The organism is Hymenobacter psychrophilus (genome assembly GCF_900107135.1).
GTDB classification, from domain to species: domain Bacteria; phylum Bacteroidota; class Bacteroidia; order Cytophagales; family Hymenobacteraceae; genus Hymenobacter; species Hymenobacter psychrophilus.
In genome coordinates, this window is sequence record NZ_FNOV01000004.1 from 264,764 (window position 1) to 287,096 (window position 22,333).

Consider the following 22,333-nt stretch of genomic DNA (forward strand, 5'->3'; position numbering starts at 1 on the left):
CGGCCAAAACCGAAGCAACCAAGGCTCACATAATCACCAGGCTATTGGGTTACCACGATGCGCTGCACGCCGGCAGACTGGCCATCAACGAGCAGGCGCAGCATGTAGATGCCAGCGCGGTGAGTGGCGGGCTTCCAGTTAAACGTGTGGAAACCGGCAGCGCGGTTGCCCAGGCTCTGGCGCTCCACAGTGCGGCCCAATGCATCGGTCAGCACCAGTTCGGTGGCACCGGCGCCGGGTAGGCGGAAGCTGATTTCGGCGCGGTCGGCCACCGGATTCGGGAACAGGCTGAAGCCAGTGGCGATAGCCTGATTACGGGTGCCGGTAGTGACGCCCGCACCAGCCGCAATGGCTATGTCACGCACCGTCAGGCCCAGGCCAATCTGGCGGGGGCCGGAGGCAGTGCCGGTGAGGCTCAGGTTGTAGAGGCTGGAGTTGGTTGAGGTGCCGGTAGTAGCCACCAGATAGGCCGTGTTGGCGCCCTCAGCGGTGCTGTAAATGTCCATATCCACGTTCGGGCCAGCCACTACGGTTATGCCCGAAGCGCCCACAGTAGCCAGCGTGCCGGCATTGGCGGGGTTCTGGTTGGCCAGAATGTTCAGCGCCTCATCGTAGGCGTAGAGCTGGGTGGTGCGGGTAGTGGAGCCAGTAGGGTTGCCCGGGCCGCTGTAGCTGTTGGTGTAGGCTACCGAGCCGATGGCCGGGGTGGCGGCGGCGTTGGCGTCGCCCGCTGCGTAGGTCAGGGTGCCATCCACGATGGGGGCGGCGGCCCCGTCGTTGGGGTTGAGGCGGAAGTTGGCGCGGTTCACGCCCTCTACCCGGATCCGGTCAACGGTTGGGTTGAAATCAAAGGCAATGCTGCCCGTGCCCAGCGGCAGGTCCAGATTGGTCGTGCCGCTGAGGTTGGTAGCCACGCCGGTAGCGGCGTTAAGCGTGTAGATCTGGCCGGTTTGGGTGGTAGCGTTGTAGCCCAGGGCATACAATGCGTTGTTGAGTGGCCGCACATCCATGCCTACCAGCGTCTGGCCCGTGGCCACGCCCGTAACGCCCACCGACGTGCGGATAGTGCCGGGCAGATTAGTGTCAAAGGAAATGAGGTTGCCACCGGCCAGCGCGTAGGCCAAGTTGCCGGTAACGGCCGCCAGCGTGGCGGGCCGCACAATCTGCAACGCAATGTCGGTTACGGCCACCAGCGGGCCGGTACCCACGTTGTTCACCAGCGTCGCTGCGCCGGTCGTCAGGTTTACCGTGTAGAGACGGGTAACGGCCGAGAAGGTCGCCACGTTAATTTCCGCCACCGTCAGGTAGGTTGTCTGAACGCCGGTAACGGGGTTCACATAGATGTCGAGGTCGGAAACGGTGGTGGCGCCGTTCGTGGTTACGCCCAGCGGGCCCACGGTGAGCAGTTTGCCATCATTGGGCGGGTCCTGCTTCACGAGGCGGTTATTGGCTTCGTCGAGCCCGTAGAGCGTGGTGGCGGTAGTACCGATGTAGCTGTTGGTGTAGGCCGAGGAGCCCACGCCGGGCGTCTGGCCGAAGTTCGGGTCGCCGGTGTTGTAGGCCAGCCGGCCATCGGTGGCAGCCAGGGCGCCATTGTTGGGGTTAAGGCGGAAGTCGGCGCCGTTGCCGGCCGTTACCCGGAGGCGGTCGACGGTGGGGTTGAAGTCGAAGCCGATACGGTTGAGGTCCGTGCCCAGATCAAGCGTGATGGCCGGGCCGGCGGCCGTTGCTACGGCGGTAGTGCGGCTGATGCTGTACACCTGAGCCTGCGTTCCGGTGGCGTTATAGCCCAGCCCGAACAGTTCGCCGGTGTTGGGGCGGAAATCGATGCCTACCAGATTCTGCCCGGCTGTAATGCCCGTAACCGGCAGGTTGGTCAGGAAAACGCCGGGGGCCGTAATGTCAAACGAAACTAGGTTGGTGGTCAGGCTGGTCGTCAGCGAGAGGCCGAAAGCGGTGGTGGTAACGGTTTGGGCCGAAACCGAGCCAGCGGTCAGCAGGCCCAGGGTAGCCAGTACCAGGCTACGACGTAACGCCACCGGGCGAAGGGTAGAGGAAAAGCGCATAAAAGGGTAAAGTTTGGAAATGGAGGGATGGTTAAGATGGGGAAATATTCTCCGCGTCCTTTCGTGTACGTACGTTTAAATACTTTTGGGTTCCACGTGTCTACTATTTAATCTGATTTTAATTGCAGGTAGTCGCAAGCGGCGGTTGTTGCGTCTGAATGCCCGAATTTTGTTGAGCCCGAACCAAAAAAGCCGCCCGCCATTTCTGGACGGGCGGCTTCGGAGCTTGTAGTAGCGTAGTGTAACCTCAGCCAGGGCCGGGTGCTGCCTACCCCGCTTATGCCACCGTGATGGGTGGGTGCAGCGTGGATGTTTTGGGGGCCCGCTCCTCGCCCTGGCTCAGTAGCTTCTCGTCGCGCTCCGAGGTCTTCACCCAGCTTAGCGAGTACAGATCCTTGCGCCGGTCGCGCAGGTTACGCACGGCCCCGCTGGTGTTCAGGTCCTTCAGCAGGTCCAGGTTGAGGTCGGCGATGAGCGTCATCTCGGTGTTAGGCGTTGCTTCGGCCACAATGGAGTCGTGGGGGAAGGCGAAGTCGGAGGGGCTGAACACGGCGCTCTGCGAGTACTGGATGTCCATGTTCTCGACCCGGGGCAGGTTGCCCACCGAGCCGGTAATGGCCACGTAGCACTCGTTTTCGATGGCCCGGGCCTGCGAGCAGAGCCGCACCCGCTGATAGGCGTTCTTGGTGTCGGTCCAGAAGGGCACGAACAGGATTTTCATGCCTTCATCACTCAGCATCCGGCTCAGTTCCGGGAATTCCACATCGTAGCAGATAAGGATACCGATTTTGCCGAAATCGGTGTCGAAGCAGCGCAGCTGGCTGCCGCCGCGCATGCCCCAGTAGCTGGCCTCGTCGGGCGTTACGTGCAGCTTGTACTGCTCGTCCACGGTGCCGTCGCGGCGGCACAGGTAGCTCACGTTATGCAGCTTACCATCCTCGTAAAGCGGCATCGAACCCGCAATGATGTTGATGTTGTAGCTCACGGCCAGCTCCATCATCTTCACCTTGATGGGCTCGGTAAAAGCGGCCATCGAGCGGATAGCCACCGAGGGCGACTCCTCGTTGGTGAGAGCCATCATGGGGGCGTTGAAGAACTCCGGGAACAGCACGCAGTCCGACTTATAGCCCGACACGGTATCCACGAAAAACTCCATCTGCTGGAAGAAGTCCTCCAGGTCTTTGGTGGCGCGCATCTGCCACTGCACAATGCCAATGCGCACATTGGATTTCTGGTTACCGATCAGCTTTTCGGTTTCCTCCTCGTGGTACACGTTAATCCACTCCAGCAGCGTGGCGTAGGCCTTGCTCTCGGAGTCGTAGGGCAGGTAGCCGCGAATAATTTTGCGGACGTAGAAGTCGTTGGCCAGCTGGAAGGTGAGGATGGGGTCGGTCAGTTCCTTGTTGCGCACCATCTCCACGTACTTAGCGGGCGTCATCTCGCCCGAGTGGTTGCTGTAGCCCGGAATGCGGCCGCCGGCCACCATGGCCCGCAGGTTGAGGTTCTCGCACAACTCCTTGCGGGCGTCGTAGAGGCGGCGGCCCAGGCGCAGGCTGCGGTACTCGGGGTCCACGAACACATCGACCCCGTAGAGCGTGTCGCCATCCGCGTCGTGGGTGTCGAACTTGCCGTTGCCGGTAATCTTGGCGTAGGTGTGCTTGTCGCCGAACTTGCTGTACTCCACGATGATAGCCAGGGCGGCAGCCACAATTTTGCCGTTGTCTTCGATGCAAATCTGGCCTTCGGGGAATTTCTTGATCAGGGCGTTGTACTCATCGTTGGCCCAGGAGCCCTCCATGTTGGAGTACACCTTGTCCATGATGGTTTTTACCTCCTTAAAGTCGTTGCGGCGCAGCGTGCGCAGCACCAGCTTATGGGAGGGTTCGGGCGTGGGCATATTGGGCTCCGGATGGGCTGGCATGCCGGGCAACGTATTCTTTTTGGCGGCCTTACCGCCGGTTTTTCCGTGTGAACTCGCGGGCATATACTCAGTTGCTGATTACAGAAGATTGTACCCAAAGGTACGAAAGGGGAGGCGCGGGGTTGACGAAATGGTGAAATGGGGAGGTGAAGAAATGGGGAGTTCACTGTTCCGGCGCCTGGCTACGCGGCTTGCTGGCCCCTATATATGCTTGCACCAATAGCTCCTTAAAACATCAAACTCACCACCTCACCGTTTCACTACCTCTCCACCTCCCCGTCCGTACCTTTGCCGTATGCCCATGCTGCCGGAACGCCGTTTGCAAACCCTGGCCGCCGTGCTCGAAGACCCACAGCGGTTTCCGGCCACGGCCTGGCTGTGTGCGCCGCCGCTGCTGCTCGGTTGGGCCCCCGAAAGCCTTGCGGCCGTGCTGCTCACCGCCGCCCCCGGCCAAACCGTGCCCTGCCCGCCCGGCCTGGCCCGCGTGTTGTTCATGGATGAGGTGCAGCTGCTGATGGAGCGCCTGACGCGCCAGGTACCCGGCGCCACCGCCGAGCTGCGCGTGCAGGTGCTCCACCGCTACAAAACCCAGCACGAGTTTCCCTCCCTCACCAGCCACCCCGACGAGCTGGCGGGCCATCTGGCTGCCGCCGTAAAAGCCGGTTCTCTACTCGCTCCCGCTGCCTTGGTTCACTTCCAGAAGTGCTTTTCCCACTTCACTCTCGAAGCCGCCCGCCACATTCTGGCCCAGGCAATGCTGCGGGGTTGAATGTCAGGTGTTAGCTGAGAGCTACTAGCTGTTGGCTTTCGTTCAGAAAACGCAGTTGTCCCGCAAAAAAAAGTGCGGCACTCATCACAGTGCCGCACCCTTTCCGTTTTTCAGCTAACAGCTAACAGCTAACAGCTAACAGCTAACAGCTAACAGCTCAAATAGCCATTTCCGGTACGCCGCCTTCGGGAACAACCAGCTTGCCGGCGGTGGCGGCCTGTATCTGCTCTACGCTCACGCCGGGGGCCCGCTCGCGAAGCACGAAGCCATCGGGTGTTACATCGAGCACGGCCAGCTCGGTCACGATTTTCTTCACGCAGCCAAGGCCTGTGATGGGTAGCGTGCAGGCTGGCAGCAGCTTGCTGGCGCCGTCGCGCGAGGTGTGCTGCATGGCCACGATGATGTTTTTGGCCGAAGCCACCAGGTCCATGGCGCCGCCCATGCCCTTCACCATCTTGCCCGGAATCTTCCAGTTGGCAATGTCGCCGTTTTCCGATACTTCCATGGCCCCGAGAATGGTCAGGTCCACGTGCTCGCCCCGAATCATGGCAAATGAGTCGGCCGAGCTGAACAGACTGGAGCCGGGCAGCGTGGTTACCGTCTGCTTGCCGGCGTTGATGAGGTCGGCATCCACTTCCGCTTCGGTTGGGAAGGGGCCCATGCCCAGCAGGCCGTTCTCCGACTGCAATTCCACATTAATGCCTGCGGGAATATAATTGGCCACCAGCGTCGGAATACCGATGCCGAGGTTGACGTACGAGTTGTTTTCTACTTCCTGCGCAATGCGCCGGGCAATACCGTGTTTGTCGAGCATGTTTTTGAGAATTAGGGTTGTCATGCTGAGCTTGCCGGAGTATCTCTACCGCATTAGTAACTAGATACTTCGGTGGTAGAGATGCTTCGGCAAGCTCAGCGTAACGTGGTGCTTTAATTACGACTGGCGAACTGTTCTTTGTTCGATGCGCTTCTCGTAATCTTTCCCCTCGAAAATGCGCTGCACGAAGATGCCGGGGGTGTGAATGTGGTTGGGGTCCAACTCGCCGGCGGGCACCAACTCCTCCACCTCGGCCACCGTTATTTTGCCGGCTGTAGCCATCATGGGGTTAAAGTTGCGGGCCGTGCCTTTGAAGATGAGGTTGCCGGCCGTGTCGCCGCGCCACGCCTTCACGAAGGCAAAATCGGCGTGCAGGGCGTGTTCGAGCAGGTACATCTTGCCGTTGAATTCGCGGCTTTCCTTGCCCTCGCCCACCTCCGTACCGTAGCCGGCGGGGGTGTAGAAGGCCGGGATGCCCGCGCCGCCGGCCCGGCAGCGCTCGGCCAGCGTGCCCTGCGGAATCAGCTCCACTTCCAGCTCGCCGGCCAGCAGCTGGCGCTCAAACTCGGCGTTTTCGCCCACGTAGCTCGAAATCATCTTGCGCACCTGCCGGGTCTGGAGCAGCAGTCCGATGCCGAAGTCGTCGACGCCGGCGTTGTTGCTGATGCAGGTCAGGTTTTTCACGCCCCGGCGCAGGATTTCCTGGATGGAGTTCTCCGGGATGCCGCACAGGCCGAAACCGCCGAGCATGAGCGTCATGCCGTCGGTAAGGCCTTCCAGGGCCGCTTGGGGGCCGCTTACTGTTTTATTGATCATGAAAAAAAGAAGTTGGGTGGGCCCGGAAAGTTAGGGCTTTTGGCCGGAAGGCAGCGGGGGGTAGGGCGAGTAGTCGAGTGGGAGAAACTCACCCATCTTCTCGAAGCCCCAGTAGCCGTCGGTGAACACGGCCAGCGGTTCGGCCATCTGTCCGTTGGCCAGTAGCCGTACTCCGCCGGGCCGCAGCAGGTAGAGCGTAGAAATCTGCTTGGTAGGAGCCGGTGGGGTCGTGCTGATGAAAATTGCGGGCGGGCGGTATTGCGGATCGGGCGGCTCGTTGCCGTACGTAACCAGCAGCTGGTCGGTGAAGCGCAGCCAATGCGTGCCATCGGCTCCGAGCCGCCGCACGCTGTCGATGGGCATCGGCTGGGTATAGACGTAGCGGTACAGGCGAGGTTCGGCCAGCAGCGCCAGCAACGAGTCGTTGGGCACGAATGGGGGGCCCACTGCGGCGGCGGCCCGCTGCTGCCGCAGCAGCGTATCGGCCTGGGCACGCTGGGCGTTGGCTACCTGGCGGGTGCGTTGCACCAGGTAGCCCTGCGCCGTCACCTGGTCGTCGTGCACGGCCCGCAGAAAGTGACTCAGCGAGCCATAGTAGGCGGTTTTCCGGTTCTTTTCCCACAGGGGCCGATTCTGGCGGGCCGACAGCTCACTGAAAACCGGCTGGCCCAGGAACGTCACAGTCTGCTGGCTTAAATCGGCTTCAAACTGAAAGCCATGATACCTGACCAGGTAGCCCAACGCCCGGTTTTCAATGGCCACAAAACGCGCACTACTGGCCGTCAGGCGTTGCCGCCGGGCATCGTAGCGTACTATCACATCGCGGGGGTTGATTATCCGGCACTGCTGCGAGAACGACGAATTGCCCAAAAAAAGCGCGACGAAACGCCAGTAGTCGGCGGAGATATTCCGGTGGCGACGCCCCTTCACAATTACCTCCCGCAGTTGGTTGCTGAGCGGGGCTATGAGGGGGGTGAGCTGCATGGCGGCAGGACCACGTAGTTCCACCGACCGTTGGTAGAGGCGGTAGCCCACGTAGGAAACCACAAAATCGTAGCGCCCGGGCGGCACGTCGGGCAGCACGTAGCGGCCCTGCTCGTCGGTGGTGCTGCCGTAGGTGGTATTGGCCAGAAACACGCTGGCGAAACCCAGCGGCGCACGTGTCACCGAGTCGCGCACAGTGCCGCTGATGGCGGTGGTTTGGGCGCTGGCGCCGGCAGCGAAGCAGCAGAACAGCAGCAGTAAAAAACGAGCGAATGGCATGGCAAGCAAGTGGGGTATCCTCTTTGCACTATACACTGGTTGTCTGCACAAAAGCCCTAGAGTGCGGCCCGCGCCGCCCCGGCATCCCGCGCCAGCTGGGCCTTCAGCTCCTCCAGGCCGTCAAACTTTTGCTCGTCGCGCAGCCGGGCCACGAATTCCACCGTCAGGAGCTGGTCGTACAGGTCGCCTTCAAAGCCCAGCAAATGGGCCTCCACGGTCTGAGCTAAGTTGCCGGCCACGGTGGGGCGCACGCCAATATTGAGCATGGCGGGCCAGGTTTGGCCGCCCGCGGTGGTGGCGCGCACCGCATACACGCCGCGGGCGGGCACCAGCTTCAGTGCTTCGGTACAGTCGAGGTTGGCGGTGGGCCAGCCGATGGTGCGGCCCAGCTGCCGGCCTTTCACCACGGTGCCCGTAAAGGGGTAGTTATAGCCCAGGTAGCGGTTGGCCGTGTCCACGTCGCCAGCCTCCAGGGCCCTTCGGATGCGGGTGCTGCTTACGCCCACCGCGTCCACGTCTTCGCGCGGAATTTCCTCCACGCTCATGCCGTAGCGCCCCGAATGTTCGCGCAGGTACTCGAAGCCCCCCTCGCGGTTGCGCCCAAAGCGGTGGTCGTAGCCGATAACGAGCTTGCGGGTGCCTACCGTATCGAGCAGAATGCGCTGGATAAACTCCTCCGACGACCAGGCCGCAAACTCGCGGGTAAACGGGATAATGAGCAGGTAATCGACCCCAAACTCGGCCAGCCGGGCGGCCCGCTCGTCGAGGGTATTGAGCAGGTAGAGGTCGAGCGGCTCGGGGTGGGAGGGGGGCGGGGCCAGCACCAGGCGCGGGTGCGGCCAGTAGGTAATGACCACGGCCGGCCCGCCGCTGGCCCGGGCCACCTCGCGGAGGCGGGCCAGAATCTGCTGATGGCCCACATGGACGCCATCGAACGTGCCGCTGGTAACCACGGCGTTACCGAGGTAGGGGAACTGGGCCGGGTCGTGAATTACCTCCATCGAATCACTGGTTAGCGCCGGGTTAATGGCTGATTAGCGCTGGTTGTACGGCTTACGCTACTCGCTTCTGGGCAGCTAAAGGTACCGTTATTACGCTTCGGGAGCAGTTGGTGGAGAAGCCGCCGCCGGGCCGATAGCATCCGGGGTTTCGGCTGGTTCGGTGGCGTGGGTGTTCTGAAAATACTCCAGGCCAGCGCGGCGCTCGGTACGCGGCTGCCGCTCGCGGCGCGGGCCGAGAGCAGAACGGTTGCCGGCTGCCGGCTCGCCTTCGGGGCGGGGCGGGCGCAAGGCCTCTAGCTGGGCCATGGTGAGGGCATCGGCCAGCTGGTACTCGCCAATGCGGGTGCGCACGAGCTTGGTTAGGTGGGCGCCGCAGTGCAGGGCCGCGCCCAGGTCGCGGGCCAGGCTGCGGATGTAGGTACCTTTGGAACAGGTGATGCGGAAATCTACCTCGGGCAGCGCAATGCGGGTCAGCTCAAACCCGGCAATAGTTACCTGCTTGCTTTTGATAACGGCCTCTTCGCCCCGGCGGGCCACCTCGTAGGCCCGCTCGCCATTGATTTTAACGGCCGAAAACAGCGGGGGCGTCTGGGTGATTTCGCCCACGAACTGCGCCACGGCCGCTTGAATTTCGGCCTCCGTGAGGTGCTCGTAAGGTTGCTCCTGGTCGACGGGCGTTTCCAGGTCGAAGCTGGGCGTCGTCTGGCCGAGGCGGAAGGTGCCGGTGTACTCCTTCTGCTGGGCCTGAATCAGGTCGATCTGCTTGGTTTTTTTGCCGGTGCACAGAATCAGCAGGCCGGTGGCCAGCGGGTCGAGGGTGCCGGCGTGGCCAATTTTGCGGATGCGCAGCGTGTTCTTCACCTTGCGTACCACATCAAACGACGACCAGGTGAGCGGCTTATCGACCAGCAGCACCTCGCCGGTTTCAAAATCAAAATCGGTCAATGTTTTCTCGCTCATAGCAACTGTAAATCAACACCCAATCCAATCATCACCAGTAAAATGCCGCCCACAATAATGCGGTAGATACCGAAGGCGCGGAACCCGAACTTGGTTACGAAACCGATGAAAAGCCGGATGGCCAGCAGGGCTACCACAAAGGCCACCACGTTGCCGAACAGAATCAGCTTGACGTCGGCGCCGGTGAGGCGACCCCCATCCTGGTAGAAATCAAGCAGGTCTTTGGCGGCGGCGGCGCCCATCGTGGGCATGGCCAGGAAAAAGGCGAATTCGGCCGCTGCCTTGCGCGTGAGTTTCTGGGTGAGGCCGCCAATGATGGTGGCCGCCGAACGGCTGACGCCCGGCACTACGGCCAGGCACTGGAACACGCCAATCACGAGGGCCTGGCGGAAGCTGGGCGTGGTGGCTGGGTGGCCGCCCTCCTCGATGCTTTCCTGCGGAAACCACTTATCGACGAACATGAGCACGATGCCGCCCAGCAGCAGCATCAGGGCCACGGTAGTAACCGATTCGAGCAGAATGTCGATGTACTTCTTGAGCGTGAGGCCCACCACGACTACCGGCAGAAAGGCCACCAGCAGCTTCAGGTAGAAGTCGAAGTTCTGGAAGAAGCGCCGCCAGTAAATCACGAGTACCGACAAGATGGCCCCGAGCTGAATAACGACCAAGTAGAGCTTGGTGAACGGGGTGGCCGGAATGCCCATCAGGGCCGAGGCAATAATCATGTGCCCGGTGCTGGAAACCGGTAGAAATTCGGTCAGGCCTTCAACAATGGCGAGAATCAGCGCGTGCCAGTAGGTCATTACAGGACTGGGAAGAAAAGTAGGAGCGGAGGGGCGGACCGGGGATAAAAACGGCTGTCATCCCGAGCATAGCGCATCAATTGCTATGCTCAGGATGACAGCCGTGGCCCTTTTGAATTACCGCTTGTAGGTAGGGGAAGTAGTGGTGACGGGTGGTACGGGCTGGGAAGGCACGGTAGTTACCGTGGCTTCGTCGCGGGCCACGGGGGCCGAAGCGCCGGGGCGGGCCATAATGGCCCAGAACTCGATCAGAAAGCCCACGGCCAGCAGAATCGGGCCCAGCGTGATACCCAGAAACCCTTCGCCATAGTCGGCCGAGTCGAGTGTCATGGTGATGAAGCCGGCCGCCAGCACGGCCAGCCCGATAAACATAAGACGGTAGTTGCGCGGCCCGAAAGCGAAGCGGGGAGTAGTCGGTTCCATGGCAGCAAAGGTAGCGGAGTTGCGGCAAGGTGCCGCCGAAATTCAACGAATACGGGTTTTGAGCGAATGAGTGGGTGAATGCGCTTATCGCAACGGCCGTAGGGGCGGGCACAAGCCCCGCCCCTACGGCCGTTGCGAACCACTAATACAGCTCGTCCAGCGACATGCCGGCGTATTTGCGCACGGCGCGCCAGGAGCTGAGGAAGCCGATGCCCATGCCCAGCGCCATCAGCACAATGCCCAAGGCCGCAAACAGGCGGTCGTCTTCGAGCAGGCGCAGCTCGTTGAGCTGCAGGTAAGCGTACTGCAGCAGCGCCAGCAGCAGCAGGCTCGCCAGCACGCCGCTCACGAGGCCCTGCCACACCGCCCGGCGCAGAAACGGCCACTGGATGAAGCCCGGCGTAGCGCCTACCAGCTGCATGCTCCGGATCAGGAAGCGCTGGGAAAACAGGGCCAGCTTGATGGTATTGTTGATGAGCACCACCACCACAAACGTGAGGATGGCCGCAAAGCCCAGCAGCACCAGGCTTACGGTGCGCAGGTTCTCGTTCACCGACGTAATCAGGCTTTCCACATAATCGACCTCGAACACGCCCGGCAGCTGGCCCAGCTCCTGCTTGATGCGGCTCAGGTTTTTGGTGTCGGCGTAGTCGGCATTGAGCTTGAGCAGGTAGGCGTCGCGCAGGGGGTTGTCGCCCAGAAACTGCTGGAAGTCCTCGCCGGTCTGGTCGATGAGCTGGCGGGCGCCTTCTTCCTTGGAGAGGAAGCGCACCTGGGGCTCGTTATTTTTGCGGGCCACGTAGGGCTTGCGGGCCAGGTCCTGCTGGAGCTGCAGCAGCTGGGTTTCGGGCAGGTCGCGCTGCAGATACACCTGCATCTCCAGGTTTTCCTTCACCAGCGTCGACACCTTGTGGGCATGAATCAGCAGCAGCCCGAACAGGCCCACGACCAGCAGCGCCAGCGTAATGCTGAACACCACCATCAGGTGCGGATAACTACCGAGCTTCTTTTTGCGGGCGGGCTGCTTCATGCGGTGTATTGGTTGATGTTCTGGCATTGCGCCTCATGTGCGCCTCACCCCCTAGCCCCCTCTCCAAAGGGAGAGGGGGAACTAGAGTTTAGTATTTAGAGCTAAAATTTAAGCTGTAAGAAAGCTAGAATATTAGATGCAAAGTTATAAACTAGTTCCCCCTCTCCCTTTGGAGAGGGGGCTAGGGGGTGAGGTGCCCGTCAGAACGACTTTAAATCTCCGTCCGTGGGTCGTTGTCGACCTGCAGCTCGCGGGCTTTGCGGGCGTCCCGGTCGCGGCGGCTCAGGCGCTTGCGGGCAAACAGCTCGCGGATGGTGTCGAACTGCTCGGTGTGCAGCAGCGAGATGCCGGCGCGCGCCTGGTTCACATTCTGGCCCAGGCCGGTGAAGTCGCGCGGGGTGGTTTCGTAGCGCAGCTTGGCCCGGAATTTTCCGTCGGGCCGCAGGTAGTACTCCATGCTCAGGTCGCCGATAACCGAGTTCTGGCCCGTGCCCACCGGCACGCCGCCCGCGCTGGTGCCGGCGTTGCTGTTGCTGCCGAAGCTGCCGTCGCGGGTAACGCGCAGGCGGCCGTTGAGGAAGGAGTAGCTCAGCCGCAGCTGCAGGGCCGCCAAATCGTCGGCCGTGAGGCCATTGATATTGAAGCTGATTTCCAGGTTGGGGTCAATCTGCGAAGTCAGCAGGCCGAGCTGGGTGCTCAGAATCTGGCCCAGGCTGTTGCCCAGCGCGTTGTTGCCACCTTCCAGGCGCGTAACGGCCAGCGAGCCGGGCGGCGTAAGCTGCCGGAATACCACCAGGCTGAATACCTGCCGGTTCAGTTCCTGCTCGTCGTTGCGGATGGCCGACAGGAAGGGGGCCAAATCACCTTCCAGCGACGACGGAATATCGTTGAATTCGAGGTTGAGCTTGATGATGGGCTGCAGAATCGGGCCGGTCAGGTTCATGACGGCCGTGACGGGCACCTGGGAATTATTGGAGTTCGTATTGTTGGTTTGGAACAGTACCGGCGCCAGGCTGGTGCGCTGGGTGTAGGTGGCGGTTACGTTCAGCTCGCCGGCCAGCGGGTCGCCGTTCCAGGCCACGGTGCCGCCGGGCCGCACTACAAATTCCTTGTTTACCAAGCCCTGGAGCGTAAAATTATAGGCTCCCCGCACGATTTCCACCTGCCCGTACATGTTGAAGTCGCCCCGGGTATCAATGTTGAGCCGCAGCTGGCCGGTGGCCGTGCCCCGCATAATGTCGCCGGTGCTCTCATCCAGTAGCAGCTCCACGTAGGCATCGGGCGTGATGTCGAGGTTCATATTCAGCCGCAGGCCCGATACATCGACTTTGCCAGTGGTTGCGGCGGCCGGGTTCTGGGCTGCCAGCACCGCGCGCGCCGAGTCGGAGAGGTTGCGATTAACGAACTTGATGTAGCTGGCCTGCTCGGCCTTGGCCGCGTTATCAAACGGCAGCGACATGCGCGTGCCGGCCTCGCTGCGGGCCGTTACGTTGATGAACAGGTTGTCGGATGGCCCGCGCACCACGGCCGTGCCGGTGGCGTAGGCCTGCCCGAAGTACAGCTCGTTGTCGCGGCGGGTGGTATTGAGCACCTGCAGCTTGCGGAACGAGGCGCTCAGATCCAGCCGCATGTTCTGAAAGCCCCGCTCGTAGATGTTGCCGTTGATAATGCCCGAATTGCCTTGGGGGTCGCGTAAGGTGATGTTCTGCAACGTAATCCGGTCTTCCAGAAACCGGATGCGGTCGGCGAAAGTGTAGGTGGTGCCCAGGTAAATAAACGTGAGCCGGCCATCCGACACATCAATGTTGCCGGTGAGCACCGGGGCCGCAAACAGCCCGCTCACCCGCAAAGAGCCCACGCCGGTGCCGCTCACGTCTTTGAACAGCGTGTTGAGGAAGGGCTCGGCCAGTTTGATGGGCGTCTGCTCCAGCACCCCGTTCAGGTTGAGCTGCTGGGTGTCAGAGCCGGGCGCGATATAACCCGTCACGGCCAGCACCTGGCGGGCGTCGCGGGCCACATTGAGGTTCACATTGAGCCGGGAGAGGGCGTTGTCCCAGTCGCCGCGGCCTTCCACGTTGCCAATCAGCGTCTGGTCCAGCGTCAGCGAGTCTACCTTCAGCGTCGAGTTGATAACCAGCGGGCCGAACACGCCGCTGATGGTGCCCAGCGCATTCACCCGGCCCCCAAATTTCTGCGTGCCGGTCAGGCCATTGAGCGTGGCCAGTTCGAAGTTGGTCACCGTCAGGGCCAGCGGTTTATCGGGGTTTTCCGACAAAAAGCCCTGGGCGCTCACGCTTTGCTCGCCGTTGCTGAGCGTTACGTTCTGGAAGTCCAGTTCGCGGCCACCGCCCGAAATTATCAGCGAGTTATCGGGCGCAATCGTCCAGTTCTTGCCCAGCAAATTCACGCCCGACTGCCGGAAGATGATTTTCACGGCATCTTCCAGAAACACCAGCGCCCCGTTTATCTGAGCCTTGTTGGTGGTACCGGTTTGGGCCAGCGAGGTCGAGAAGTTGATTTTCTCTTGGTCCCACACGCCTTCCACGTAGAAGTTCTCGGTTTTGCCCAGCCCCGGCAGCCGCTGCCGCTCCGACGTTACGCTGGCCTGGGCCAGAATTTCGGGCTGGTAGGGCAGCTTGGACGTCGTCAGGTCAATATCCGCGTTGAACACCTGCACGCTGTCGTAGCGGAAGCTGGCCACCTGCCCGCCGAGCTGGAAAATGGAGGTCTGCCCGTTGCGAAACGAGCCGTCGAAGCGGGTGGAGTCGGCAATGCTGAGCTGGGGCAGAAACAGGTGCAGCAGCGGGTTGGGCCGCTTGAGGTAGAGGTTGAGACCAATCTGGTAGTCGGGCAGCGGCTGCTGGCGCTTGCGGCGGTAGTAGGCGGCAATGGCGTCGTCGTTGCTCTCAAAGTTGAGCTTGTACTCGTACACCAGCGTCTTCACATCCTCGATAACGGTGCTGGGCGTGAAGTCGCCAGCCAGGCTCAGGTTGAGCACTTCCGAGCGCACCCGCACCCGCCGCTCCCCGCCTTCGAGCTGGCTCAGCACGTCGAGCGTATCAATCTCGACGGTACGGCCGGCGTAGCCCACCCGAGAATTGCGCAGGCGGGCATAGCCCAGCAGTGCATCGAGGCGCAGGCCCTCAAACTTCACATCGGCGGTGGTGGCCACCGTTACGCTCTCGGTGGTGAGGCCCAGGGCGCGCAAATCGGCCTTCTGCACCCGGGCCCGCAAATCGAATGCCTGTTCGCGGGGCCGCAGGTTGATGGTGCCGTCAGCGTCGAATTTCAGATTGGGGTCGTTAGCCGCAATTTTACCTGTGAACGAGCGGCGGCTGTACACGCCGTTGGTAACGATATTGCGGTAGCGGTAGCCGTTAAGCCAGATGCTCTGCACGGTGGCGTTGGCCGTAAGCCGCAGGCTGTTGGCCTCGAAGCCCACGCCTTCCACCCGGCCATTAAACGCCACGTCGCGCACCAGGCTTTCGTCGCCCAGCAGCTTACCCAGCTGAAAGCCGCTGGTCCGCAGCTTGCCCTCATAAGTCGAGTAGCGCGGGTCGTCTTTGAGCTTGATGTTGACATCGGACGTAACCGAGCCCAGAGCCGTTTGGAACGAGCCGTTGGCCACAAAGTCGTTGTAGAAACCCAGAAATTGCCCCTTGAGCTTCACCGTGCCCAGCCGCTGCACGTAGGGCCAGCCGTTGGCCGGAATGTAGCGCCGCAAATCGGTGCCGTGCAGCACCGAGGGCTGCAGGCGCATCACAATAAAGCTTTCCTTGAAATTGGGCAGCCCTTCCACGTTGATGTCGCCGCGCACCCGCGTGCCCTTGCCGTAGCTGATGTCGAGGTTTTTGGTGGTGAAGTTGCGCACGTAGCCCTTCGCCTGGCCCGAAATGAGGATGGTTTCGTTCAGGTCGCGCACGGCGGGGTCGGGCGCAAACTTGGCAATGTCGTCGGAGTAGAGGCGGCTGGGCTGCAACCGGGCAATTACCTTCACCGAGTCGTTGAAGTCGGTGAAATTGAGGAAGCGGTTGTACTCGAAGCGCAGGTAATCGTGGAGTTTGCTGTCCTGCACCCGCAGCATCAGCTTGTCGAACTCCCAGAACTTGTCGGCGTAGGTCATGTCGGCCGTCAGCTCGCGCAGGTGGGTGCCGGAGGGCGTATCCACGGTTCGCAGGCCCTTAATGTTGGCGTGGATGGAGTCGCCCCGCAGCCACAGCTGGTCGGCATCGGCGTAGATGCTGTCGAGCTGCATGTGGGCATAGTCCATCGTGCGGCCGTATTCCGGAATGCGCGGCACGTTCTGGCGGTCCAGCACGAACTGCCCGTTGCGCAAACTCAGCGCCTCAATCTGAAAGTCGAAGGGCTTGCCGGTTTTGGTGGTATCGGAAGGCCCCAGCAGCCGCTTCACCGAGCTGATGAACTGGTCGAGGGTGGTGGAGTCGGGGTTGTTTTTATAGGTAACCAGATGAAAGCGCGGCTCTTCCAGCGTGAGACGCCCCACATGCAGGTGGCTGGGGTCGAAGATGCTGAAGAGCTTGATGTCGGCGTCGGCCCGGCCGATGTTGAACAGCTCGTTGCCGCGCCGGTCGAGTACGCGCACGCCTTCGAGCAGCACCCGCGAGAAGGGTCGCACGTCTACCCTGTTTACCAGCACCTTCTGGCCGAGCTTTTCGGTGAGCATCCGCGCCGCCCGCTGGGCCAGGTTGGTTTGCACGCTCGGCACCCGCAACGCCACCAGCGTACCCACCACGGCCAGCACCAGCAGTAGTAGCAGGCCAAACAGCACTTTCAGAATGATGGACAGAAACCGGGGCACGGGACAAAGTTAGGCGCTTCTGGGGAAGCTGGGAGTGAGGAGTTGGTAGTTGGAAGCTGGCAGGCAAAAAAGGTTTAAGCGAAGCATACGGCCGGCGGTGGTAGTTTTGTTAACGAAATCGTTCTTGCGTCGCCCCCCAATCCCCAGCCTCCTGCGGGAGAGGGAGCTGGGAGCTGGGGGGCGACGCAAGGTTCTACGCTCCATTAACTAAGCTCCAAGCTCAAAAATGACCATTCTCGCCATTGAATCTTCCTGCGACGACACTTCGGCGGCCGTACTCATTGATGGGCAGATGCGCTCTAACGTGGTGGCCACCCAACGGGTGCACGAGCAGTACGGCGGTGTGGTGCCCGAGTTGGCCTCGCGCGCCCACCAGCAGCACCTGGTGCCGGTAGTAGCTGCCGCGCTCCAGCAAGCAGGCATTACGAAGGCCGACCTCGATGCGGTAGCCTTCACGCAGGGGCCGGGGCTGCTGGGCTCGTTGCTGGTAGGCGGCATGTTCGCCAAAACGCTGGCCCTGGCCCTGGGCAAGCCCCTGATTGCCGTCAACCACATGCGGGCCCACATTCTGGCCCATTTTATCGAGGAGCCGCGGCCCGCGTTTCCGTTTCTGTGCCTCACCGTCAGCGGCGGCCATACCCAGCTGGTGGTAGTGCGCGGGGCCCTCGATATGGAAATTATCGGCCAGACTATCGACGACGCGGCCGGCGAGGCTTTCGACAAAACGGCCAAGCTGCTCGGCCTGCCCTACCCCGGTGGCCCCCACCTCGATAAGCTGGCCCGCCAGGGCGACCCGCTGCGCTTCCCTTTTCCGGTGGGCGCCATGCCGGGCTACGATTTCAGCTTCAGCGGTCTGAAAACGGCGGTGCTCTACTTCGTAAAGAAGCAAACTGCCCAAAATCCCGATTTCGTGCAGCAAAACCTGGCCGACCTCTGCGCCAGCATTCAGCACACCATCATCCAGACGCTGCTGCGCCAGCTGCGCCGCGCCGCTACCGACCAGGGCCTGACCCAGATTGCCCTGGCGGGCGGCGTGGCTGCCAACTCGGGCCTGCGCCAGGCCCTGCAGGACGAAGCCGCCGCCCAAGGCTGGCAGGTGTTCATCCCGGCCTTCCAATACTGTACCGACAACGCCGCCATGATTGCCCGCACCGCTCAGTTCCAGTACGAAGCCGGCGACTTTGCCACCCAGCTCGTCAGCCCCGACCCGCGGCTGAAGCTGGGGTAGATGCCAGTTGCCAGTGAGAAAGAACGTGTCATGCGGAGCGCAGTCGAAGCATCTCTACCGCTTCGTTGATCTAATAATGATTACTACTGCGGTAGAGATGCTTCGGCTTCGCTCAGCATGACGTTCTTTCCCTAATCCCTCCCAATGACCAATCCCTTCCGACCCGGCGACGAGCAGACCTACCAGCTAACCGTGACGGCGGCCGACTTCGCGGTGCTCAACGGCCGGCTGATTCATCCGGTACTCAGCACTTTTGCGCTGGGGCAGGCCCTGGAGTGGACCAGCCGGCAATTCGTGGAGCAGATGCTCGAAGTGGGGGAGGAGGGCATCGGCACGCTGCTGACGGTGGAGCACCGCGGGCCGGCCTTCGAGGGCGAAACCGTGGAATTTCGGGCAGTTTTTGAGGAGTTGCGCGGTGCCGAGCTGCTGTGCCGCCTGGAGGCCCGGGTAGGCGTGCGGCTGGTAGCCACCGGGCGTACCGGCCAGCGCATCGTTGGCAGCGCGAAGTTGCAGGCCCGTTTCCGGGAGTTGCGGGGATAGGGGCAGCAGGTGGCGGGCAAGGTGGAGTTCGGGGCGGAAGATATTTTTGGCCGAAAACTTGCGTTGGGGGAACTTTTCGGATTCAGTTCTTCTCACCTGTTTTATCCTTACCCTATGCGTACCGCTACTCTGGCCGCCGGCCTGTTACTGAGCTGGCTAACCGGCTGCCGGGCCTTCGACCCGAACCTGCTGGCACCCACGCCCGGCACCCTCGTTGCCCGCCTGCCTACGGCCGCCCAGGAGGCCCACGCCAGTTGGGCTTCGCCTTACCCCACCTCGCCCTGGGAAGCCGGCCGCGACCGGGACCTCAACCACCTGTTCGAGCGGGAAGTGCGCGAAACGCTGGCCGAGCCCTTTGGCGAGCCGCGCTGCTTTTTGCTGCTGACAACCAACACGCTTGATGAGCGCTCGGGCTCGGGCTGGTTTATGGCCTCCACCATGACACTGGGCCTGTTCAACCTGCTGGGCCTGCCGTACTCGCGCAACCGCATGCTGGTGGAAACCCGCCTCGATGTGCTCGACCAGGACCAGAACCTGGTGGGCAGCTACCGGGCCCAGGCCGACGCCAAAGCCCTGGGCAGTATTTTCAGCCCCACCAACTACGCGCAGTCCGATCGGGTAGTGTACCTGCAGGCGGTACGTGGCGGGTTAAGCCAGATTAAGGCCCAGCTGGCGGCCGATGCGCCGCGCCTCCAACCTCTGTTGGCGGGCGGCCGTTAAGCCTTTTTTCCGTTCTTGTGCGGCAATCGGGTCCCAGAGCTTTTTCCGGAACCCGATTGCCGCCAGCTTTCTATTCCTATGGCCCACGCCAAAGACGACAAACCCAAGCACATCAACATCCAGAACCGCCGCGCCCGGTTCGAGTACGCCTTTCTGGTCAATTATACCGCGGGCATAGTACTAAAGGGAACCGAAATCAAAAGTATCCGGGTGGGCAGCGTGCAGCTCGGCGACGGTTTCTGCGTGTTCCATCCCGATGGCAGCCTCTGGGCCCACAACATCACCATCGCCCAGTACACCGAGGGCACCTACAACAACCACGAGCCTATCCGGCCCCGCAAGCTGCTGCTCAATAAACGCGAACTGAAGCAATTGGCTGGTAAAAATCAGGAGCAAGGCCTCACCATTGTGCCCGTGCGCCTGTTCGTGAGCGACCGGGGCTTTGCCAAGCTCGAAATTGCGCTGGCCAAGGGCAAGAAGCTCTACGACAAGCGCGACGACCTGAAAGCCAAAGACCAGAAGCGCGAAATGGACCGCGCCCGGGATTATTAATAAACCATTGTGGAACACGGAATTTGCGCCCTGAGCGCCGTACCGGTACGGGCTGAGGCCACCGATAAGGCCGAAATCGTTACCCAGCTCATTTTTGGGGAATGCTACTCGGTGCTGCTCGTGCAGGGCAACTGGCTGCAGGTGCGCCTGGCCGCCGACCAGTACGTGGGCTGGATGGACAGCAAGCAACACCGCCCCGTATCGGCCGATTACTTCCGGCGCTGGCAGGCCGAAGACCACCCGCGCACGCTTGATGTGGTGCAGATGGTGAGCGACGATAGCACTAAAATGCCCGTTACGCTGGGCACCCGGCTGCCGTTTTTCGATGGCATGACGCTGCACCTCGGCGACCAGCCCTATTTCTACAACGGTGCCGCCACCAACCCACGCAATGGCCACGGCCCCCAGGGTCCCGCCGACGTGCGCCTGAAGCTGCTCCAGAAAATGGCCCTGCAGTACCTGAAAGCGCCTTATTTGTGGGGTGGCAAAACGCTATTCGGCATCGACTGCTCGGGCCTCGTGCAGCAGCTCTACGGCTTGGTGGGCGTGCAGCTTCCGCGCGATGCTCACCAGCAGATTGAGGCGGGCCAGCCGGTGCATTTCGTGGCCCAGACCCGCCCCGGCGACCTGGCTTTCTTCGACAACGCCGAGGGCCGCATCGTGCACGTAGGCCTGCTGCTCGACGACCAGCAGATTCTGCACGCCAGCGGGGAAGTGCGCATCGACCCACTCGACCACAACGGCATCTTCCGCCGCGACCAGCAGCGCTACAGCCACAAGCTGCGCCTGATTAAGCGCATTCTAAGCGAGTAGGAACAGCAAAAAAGAACGGTCATTCAGAGCGGAGCGAAGAACCCCGCGTGCCAGAGCAACTTCTGCGAATAGAAGAACTGTGGCACGCGGGATTCTTCGCTCCGCTCTGAATGACCGTTCTTTCGTAGCTCCTGTCGCCGGTACGCAACCAGAACGGTTTGTCGCTTGTTAATGCGCTTAGAATCATCTAGCTTTCTGGCAGAGTAGGTTCTTTTTTTCGCGCTGTATGGACCATAAGGTGCTTGTATTAAACGGCGACTACACGGCCATTACGCTGTGCAGCGTTCAGAAAGCTTTCGTGCTGCTTTACCTCGAAAAGGCCGAGCTGATTGCCAAGTCGGAGCACGGCGTGCTGCGGACCGTAAGCCGGGCGTATCCCAAGCCCAGCATCATCCGGCTGCAGCGTTACGTGCGCGTGCCCTACAAGGGCATTGCCCTAAGCCGCCACAACGTGATGAAGCGCGACAATTTCGAGTGCCAGTACTGCGGCTCGACCAAAAACCTGACCCTCGACCACGTAATCCCCCGCAGCAGGGGCGGCGACTCGAGTTGGAGCAACCTACTCACGGCCTGCTCGCGCTGCAACCACGCCAAGGGCCACTACACGCCCCAGGAAGCCGGCCTCACCATCCGGCAGCAGCCCAAAAAGCCCACGCTCACCGGCTTTCTCAAGCTTAGCGCCGGCACCCTCGACCATAACTGGCACCCCTATCTACAATAAAACCCGGCAGCCTTACGGCTGCCGGGTTTTTTTAGTGAATAACGAATAGTGAATAACGAATAGCGAATAGTGGAGCGGGAATTACGTATCCTCACTATTCACTATTCACTATTCACTATTCACTATTCACTATTCACTATTCACTAATAACGGTCGGACGTTTTCTGCACGTCGCCGCCGTGCACGAAGGTTATCAGGTCGCGGTTGAGGCGCTCCTTTTCGGGGATGAACAGGCCGTGCGGGGCGCCGGCGTACTCGACAAACTCGGCGTGGGGCACAAAGCGCGTCATCCGCTCGCCACTCACGGCGGGTGGCACCAGCGCATCGTCGCCGCCATGAATGACCAGCGTGGGCACCTGAATAGTACCCAAGTCTTGGCGGAAGTCGGTTTCCGACCAAGCCCGGACACTGAGGATAGTAGCCCGCGGATCGGCAATCTGGCACATGGCCTGGGTCCAGTCGAGGGTGGCCTCACTAACGGGGTTGCTGAGCAGACCCACGCCGTAAAATTTCTTGCCGAAGCCCTGCAGGTAATCGAACCGGTCCTTCTCGAGGCCCTCTACCATTTCGTCGAAGGTCTGGCGGTCCACGCCTTCGGGATTATCGGCGGTTTTGAGCAGGAAAGGCGTAACGGCCGATACGAAAGCCACGCGGCTGACGCGGGCGCCGGCGTGGCGGCCCATATAGCGGGCTACTTCGCCACCGCCCATCGAGAAGCCTACCAACGTTACGTCCTGTAGGTCAAGCTGGTCGAGCACGGCCTTTAGGTCGTCGGCGTAGGTATCGTAGTCGTGGCCCTCGGAGGGTTTGCTGGAGTTGCCGAAACCCCGGCGCGTGTAGGCAATAACCCGGAAGCCCTGCTCGGTGAGGGCGTTGAGCTGGTACTCCCACATTTTGTAGGTGGCTGGCCAGCCATGAATAAGCACCACCGGCTTACCATCACCGTGGTCGATATAGTCGAGCTTAATGTCGTTGCCGCGGGCATCCTGCCCTGTAATGAGGTGATTCATAGGAAAGTCTGTTGAGAATGAAAAAGAAGCCGAAAAGTCCGGCCAGATTCGTGTCTGTACATAC

General features: G+C 61.4%; 19 protein-coding genes. 7 read left to right on the forward strand and 12 right to left on the reverse strand.

Features of this window, described 5'->3' with window-relative positions; all coding sequences use genetic code 11:
* Positions 1-41: 41 nt before the first annotated feature.
* Positions 42-2,066: a DUF4394 domain-containing protein gene (locus BLW21_RS07910; RefSeq protein ID WP_092738912.1), complete on the reverse strand. Its 2,025-nt coding sequence runs from the start codon at positions 2,064-2,066 to the stop codon at positions 42-44.
* Positions 2,067-2,343: 277 nt separating this feature from the next.
* Entirely contained in the window at positions 2,344-3,963 is a 1,620-nt protein-coding gene (locus BLW21_RS07915; RefSeq protein ID WP_175470900.1) for a bifunctional GNAT family N-acetyltransferase/carbon-nitrogen hydrolase family protein, read from the reverse strand.
* 325 nt (positions 3,964-4,288) lie between these two features.
* Here BLW21_RS07915 and BLW21_RS07920 point away from each other — a divergent pair, with 325 nt between their 5' ends.
* Positions 4,289-4,756, forward strand: a complete 468-nt coding sequence (locus tag BLW21_RS07920) for a hypothetical protein (RefSeq protein ID WP_175470901.1) — start codon at positions 4,289-4,291, stop codon at positions 4,754-4,756.
* A gap of 157 nt (positions 4,757-4,913) precedes the next feature.
* On the opposite strand, the gene BLW21_RS07925 is transcribed toward BLW21_RS07920, so the two are convergent.
* From BLW21_RS07925 to BLW21_RS07965, 9 genes are all read right to left on the reverse strand, one after another.
* Positions 4,914-5,570: a 3-oxoacid CoA-transferase subunit B gene (locus BLW21_RS07925; RefSeq protein ID WP_092739009.1), complete on the reverse strand. Its 657-nt coding sequence runs from the start codon at positions 5,568-5,570 to the stop codon at positions 4,914-4,916.
* 117 nt (positions 5,571-5,687) lie between these two features.
* Positions 5,688-6,386, reverse strand: coding sequence for a CoA transferase subunit A (locus BLW21_RS07930; RefSeq protein ID WP_092738915.1), 699 nt, complete (start codon positions 6,384-6,386; stop codon positions 5,688-5,690).
* Positions 6,387-6,416: 30 nt separating this feature from the next.
* Positions 6,417-7,649: a carboxypeptidase-like regulatory domain-containing protein gene (locus tag BLW21_RS07935; RefSeq protein ID WP_092738916.1), complete on the reverse strand. Its 1,233-nt coding sequence runs from the start codon at positions 7,647-7,649 to the stop codon at positions 6,417-6,419.
* A 56-nt stretch (positions 7,650-7,705) separates the two neighbouring features.
* The gene (locus BLW21_RS07940; RefSeq protein ID WP_092738917.1) at positions 7,706-8,650 is read right to left on the reverse strand and encodes a bifunctional riboflavin kinase/FAD synthetase; all 945 of its coding nucleotides are present in this window, start codon (positions 8,648-8,650) and stop codon (positions 7,706-7,708) included.
* Positions 8,651-8,740: 90 nt separating this feature from the next.
* The gene (truB, locus tag BLW21_RS07945; protein ID WP_092738918.1) at positions 8,741-9,610 is read right to left on the reverse strand and encodes a tRNA pseudouridine(55) synthase TruB; all 870 of its coding nucleotides are present in this window, start codon (positions 9,608-9,610) and stop codon (positions 8,741-8,743) included.
* On the reverse strand, positions 9,607-10,413 hold the full coding sequence (locus tag BLW21_RS07950) for an undecaprenyl-diphosphate phosphatase (RefSeq protein WP_092738919.1): 807 nt from the start codon (positions 10,411-10,413) through the stop codon (positions 9,607-9,609). The genes truB and BLW21_RS07950 overlap by 4 nt, the downstream gene beginning before the upstream one ends.
* Positions 10,414-10,530: 117 nt before the next feature.
* Entirely contained in the window at positions 10,531-10,836 is a 306-nt protein-coding gene (locus BLW21_RS07955; RefSeq protein WP_092738920.1) for a DUF3098 domain-containing protein, read from the reverse strand.
* 142 nt (positions 10,837-10,978) lie between these two features.
* Entirely contained in the window at positions 10,979-11,866 is an 888-nt protein-coding gene (locus BLW21_RS07960; RefSeq protein WP_092738921.1) for a cell division protein FtsX, read from the reverse strand.
* A 211-nt stretch (positions 11,867-12,077) separates the two neighbouring features.
* Complete coding sequence (locus tag BLW21_RS07965; RefSeq protein ID WP_092738922.1) at positions 12,078-16,685, reverse strand: translocation/assembly module TamB domain-containing protein; 4,608 nt, start codon at positions 16,683-16,685, stop codon at positions 12,078-12,080.
* Between the two features lie 226 nt (positions 16,686-16,911).
* Between BLW21_RS07965 and tsaD the strand changes: the two genes are divergently transcribed.
* From tsaD to BLW21_RS07995, 6 genes are all read left to right on the forward strand, one after another.
* Complete coding sequence (tsaD, locus tag BLW21_RS07970; protein WP_092738923.1) at positions 16,912-17,913, forward strand: tRNA (adenosine(37)-N6)-threonylcarbamoyltransferase complex transferase subunit TsaD; 1,002 nt, start codon at positions 16,912-16,914, stop codon at positions 17,911-17,913.
* A gap of 144 nt (positions 17,914-18,057) precedes the next feature.
* Complete coding sequence (locus BLW21_RS07975; protein ID WP_092738924.1) at positions 18,058-18,453, forward strand: thioesterase family protein; 396 nt, start codon at positions 18,058-18,060, stop codon at positions 18,451-18,453.
* A 114-nt stretch (positions 18,454-18,567) separates the two neighbouring features.
* Positions 18,568-19,173 carry a hypothetical protein gene (locus BLW21_RS07980; RefSeq protein WP_092738925.1) on the forward strand — a complete coding sequence of 202 codons (606 nt, stop codon included), beginning with the start codon at positions 18,568-18,570 and terminating at the stop codon, positions 19,171-19,173.
* A 78-nt stretch (positions 19,174-19,251) separates the two neighbouring features.
* Positions 19,252-19,725 carry an SsrA-binding protein SmpB gene (gene smpB / locus BLW21_RS07985; RefSeq protein WP_092738926.1) on the forward strand — a complete coding sequence of 158 codons (474 nt, stop codon included), beginning with the start codon at positions 19,252-19,254 and terminating at the stop codon, positions 19,723-19,725.
* Positions 19,726-19,734: 9 nt separating this feature from the next.
* On the forward strand, positions 19,735-20,538 hold the full coding sequence (locus BLW21_RS07990; RefSeq protein ID WP_245711840.1) for a C40 family peptidase: 804 nt from the start codon (positions 19,735-19,737) through the stop codon (positions 20,536-20,538).
* A 226-nt stretch (positions 20,539-20,764) separates the two neighbouring features.
* Positions 20,765-21,259, forward strand: a complete 495-nt coding sequence (locus tag BLW21_RS07995) for an HNH endonuclease (RefSeq protein WP_092738927.1) — start codon at positions 20,765-20,767, stop codon at positions 21,257-21,259.
* 143 nt (positions 21,260-21,402) lie between these two features.
* Here the strand turns inward: BLW21_RS07995 and BLW21_RS08000 are convergent, their stop codons facing one another.
* Positions 21,403-22,269 (reverse strand): alpha/beta fold hydrolase, encoded by an 867-nt coding sequence (locus tag BLW21_RS08000; RefSeq protein ID WP_092738928.1) that lies wholly within the window; start codon positions 22,267-22,269, stop codon positions 21,403-21,405.
* Positions 22,270-22,333 lie beyond the last annotated feature (64 nt).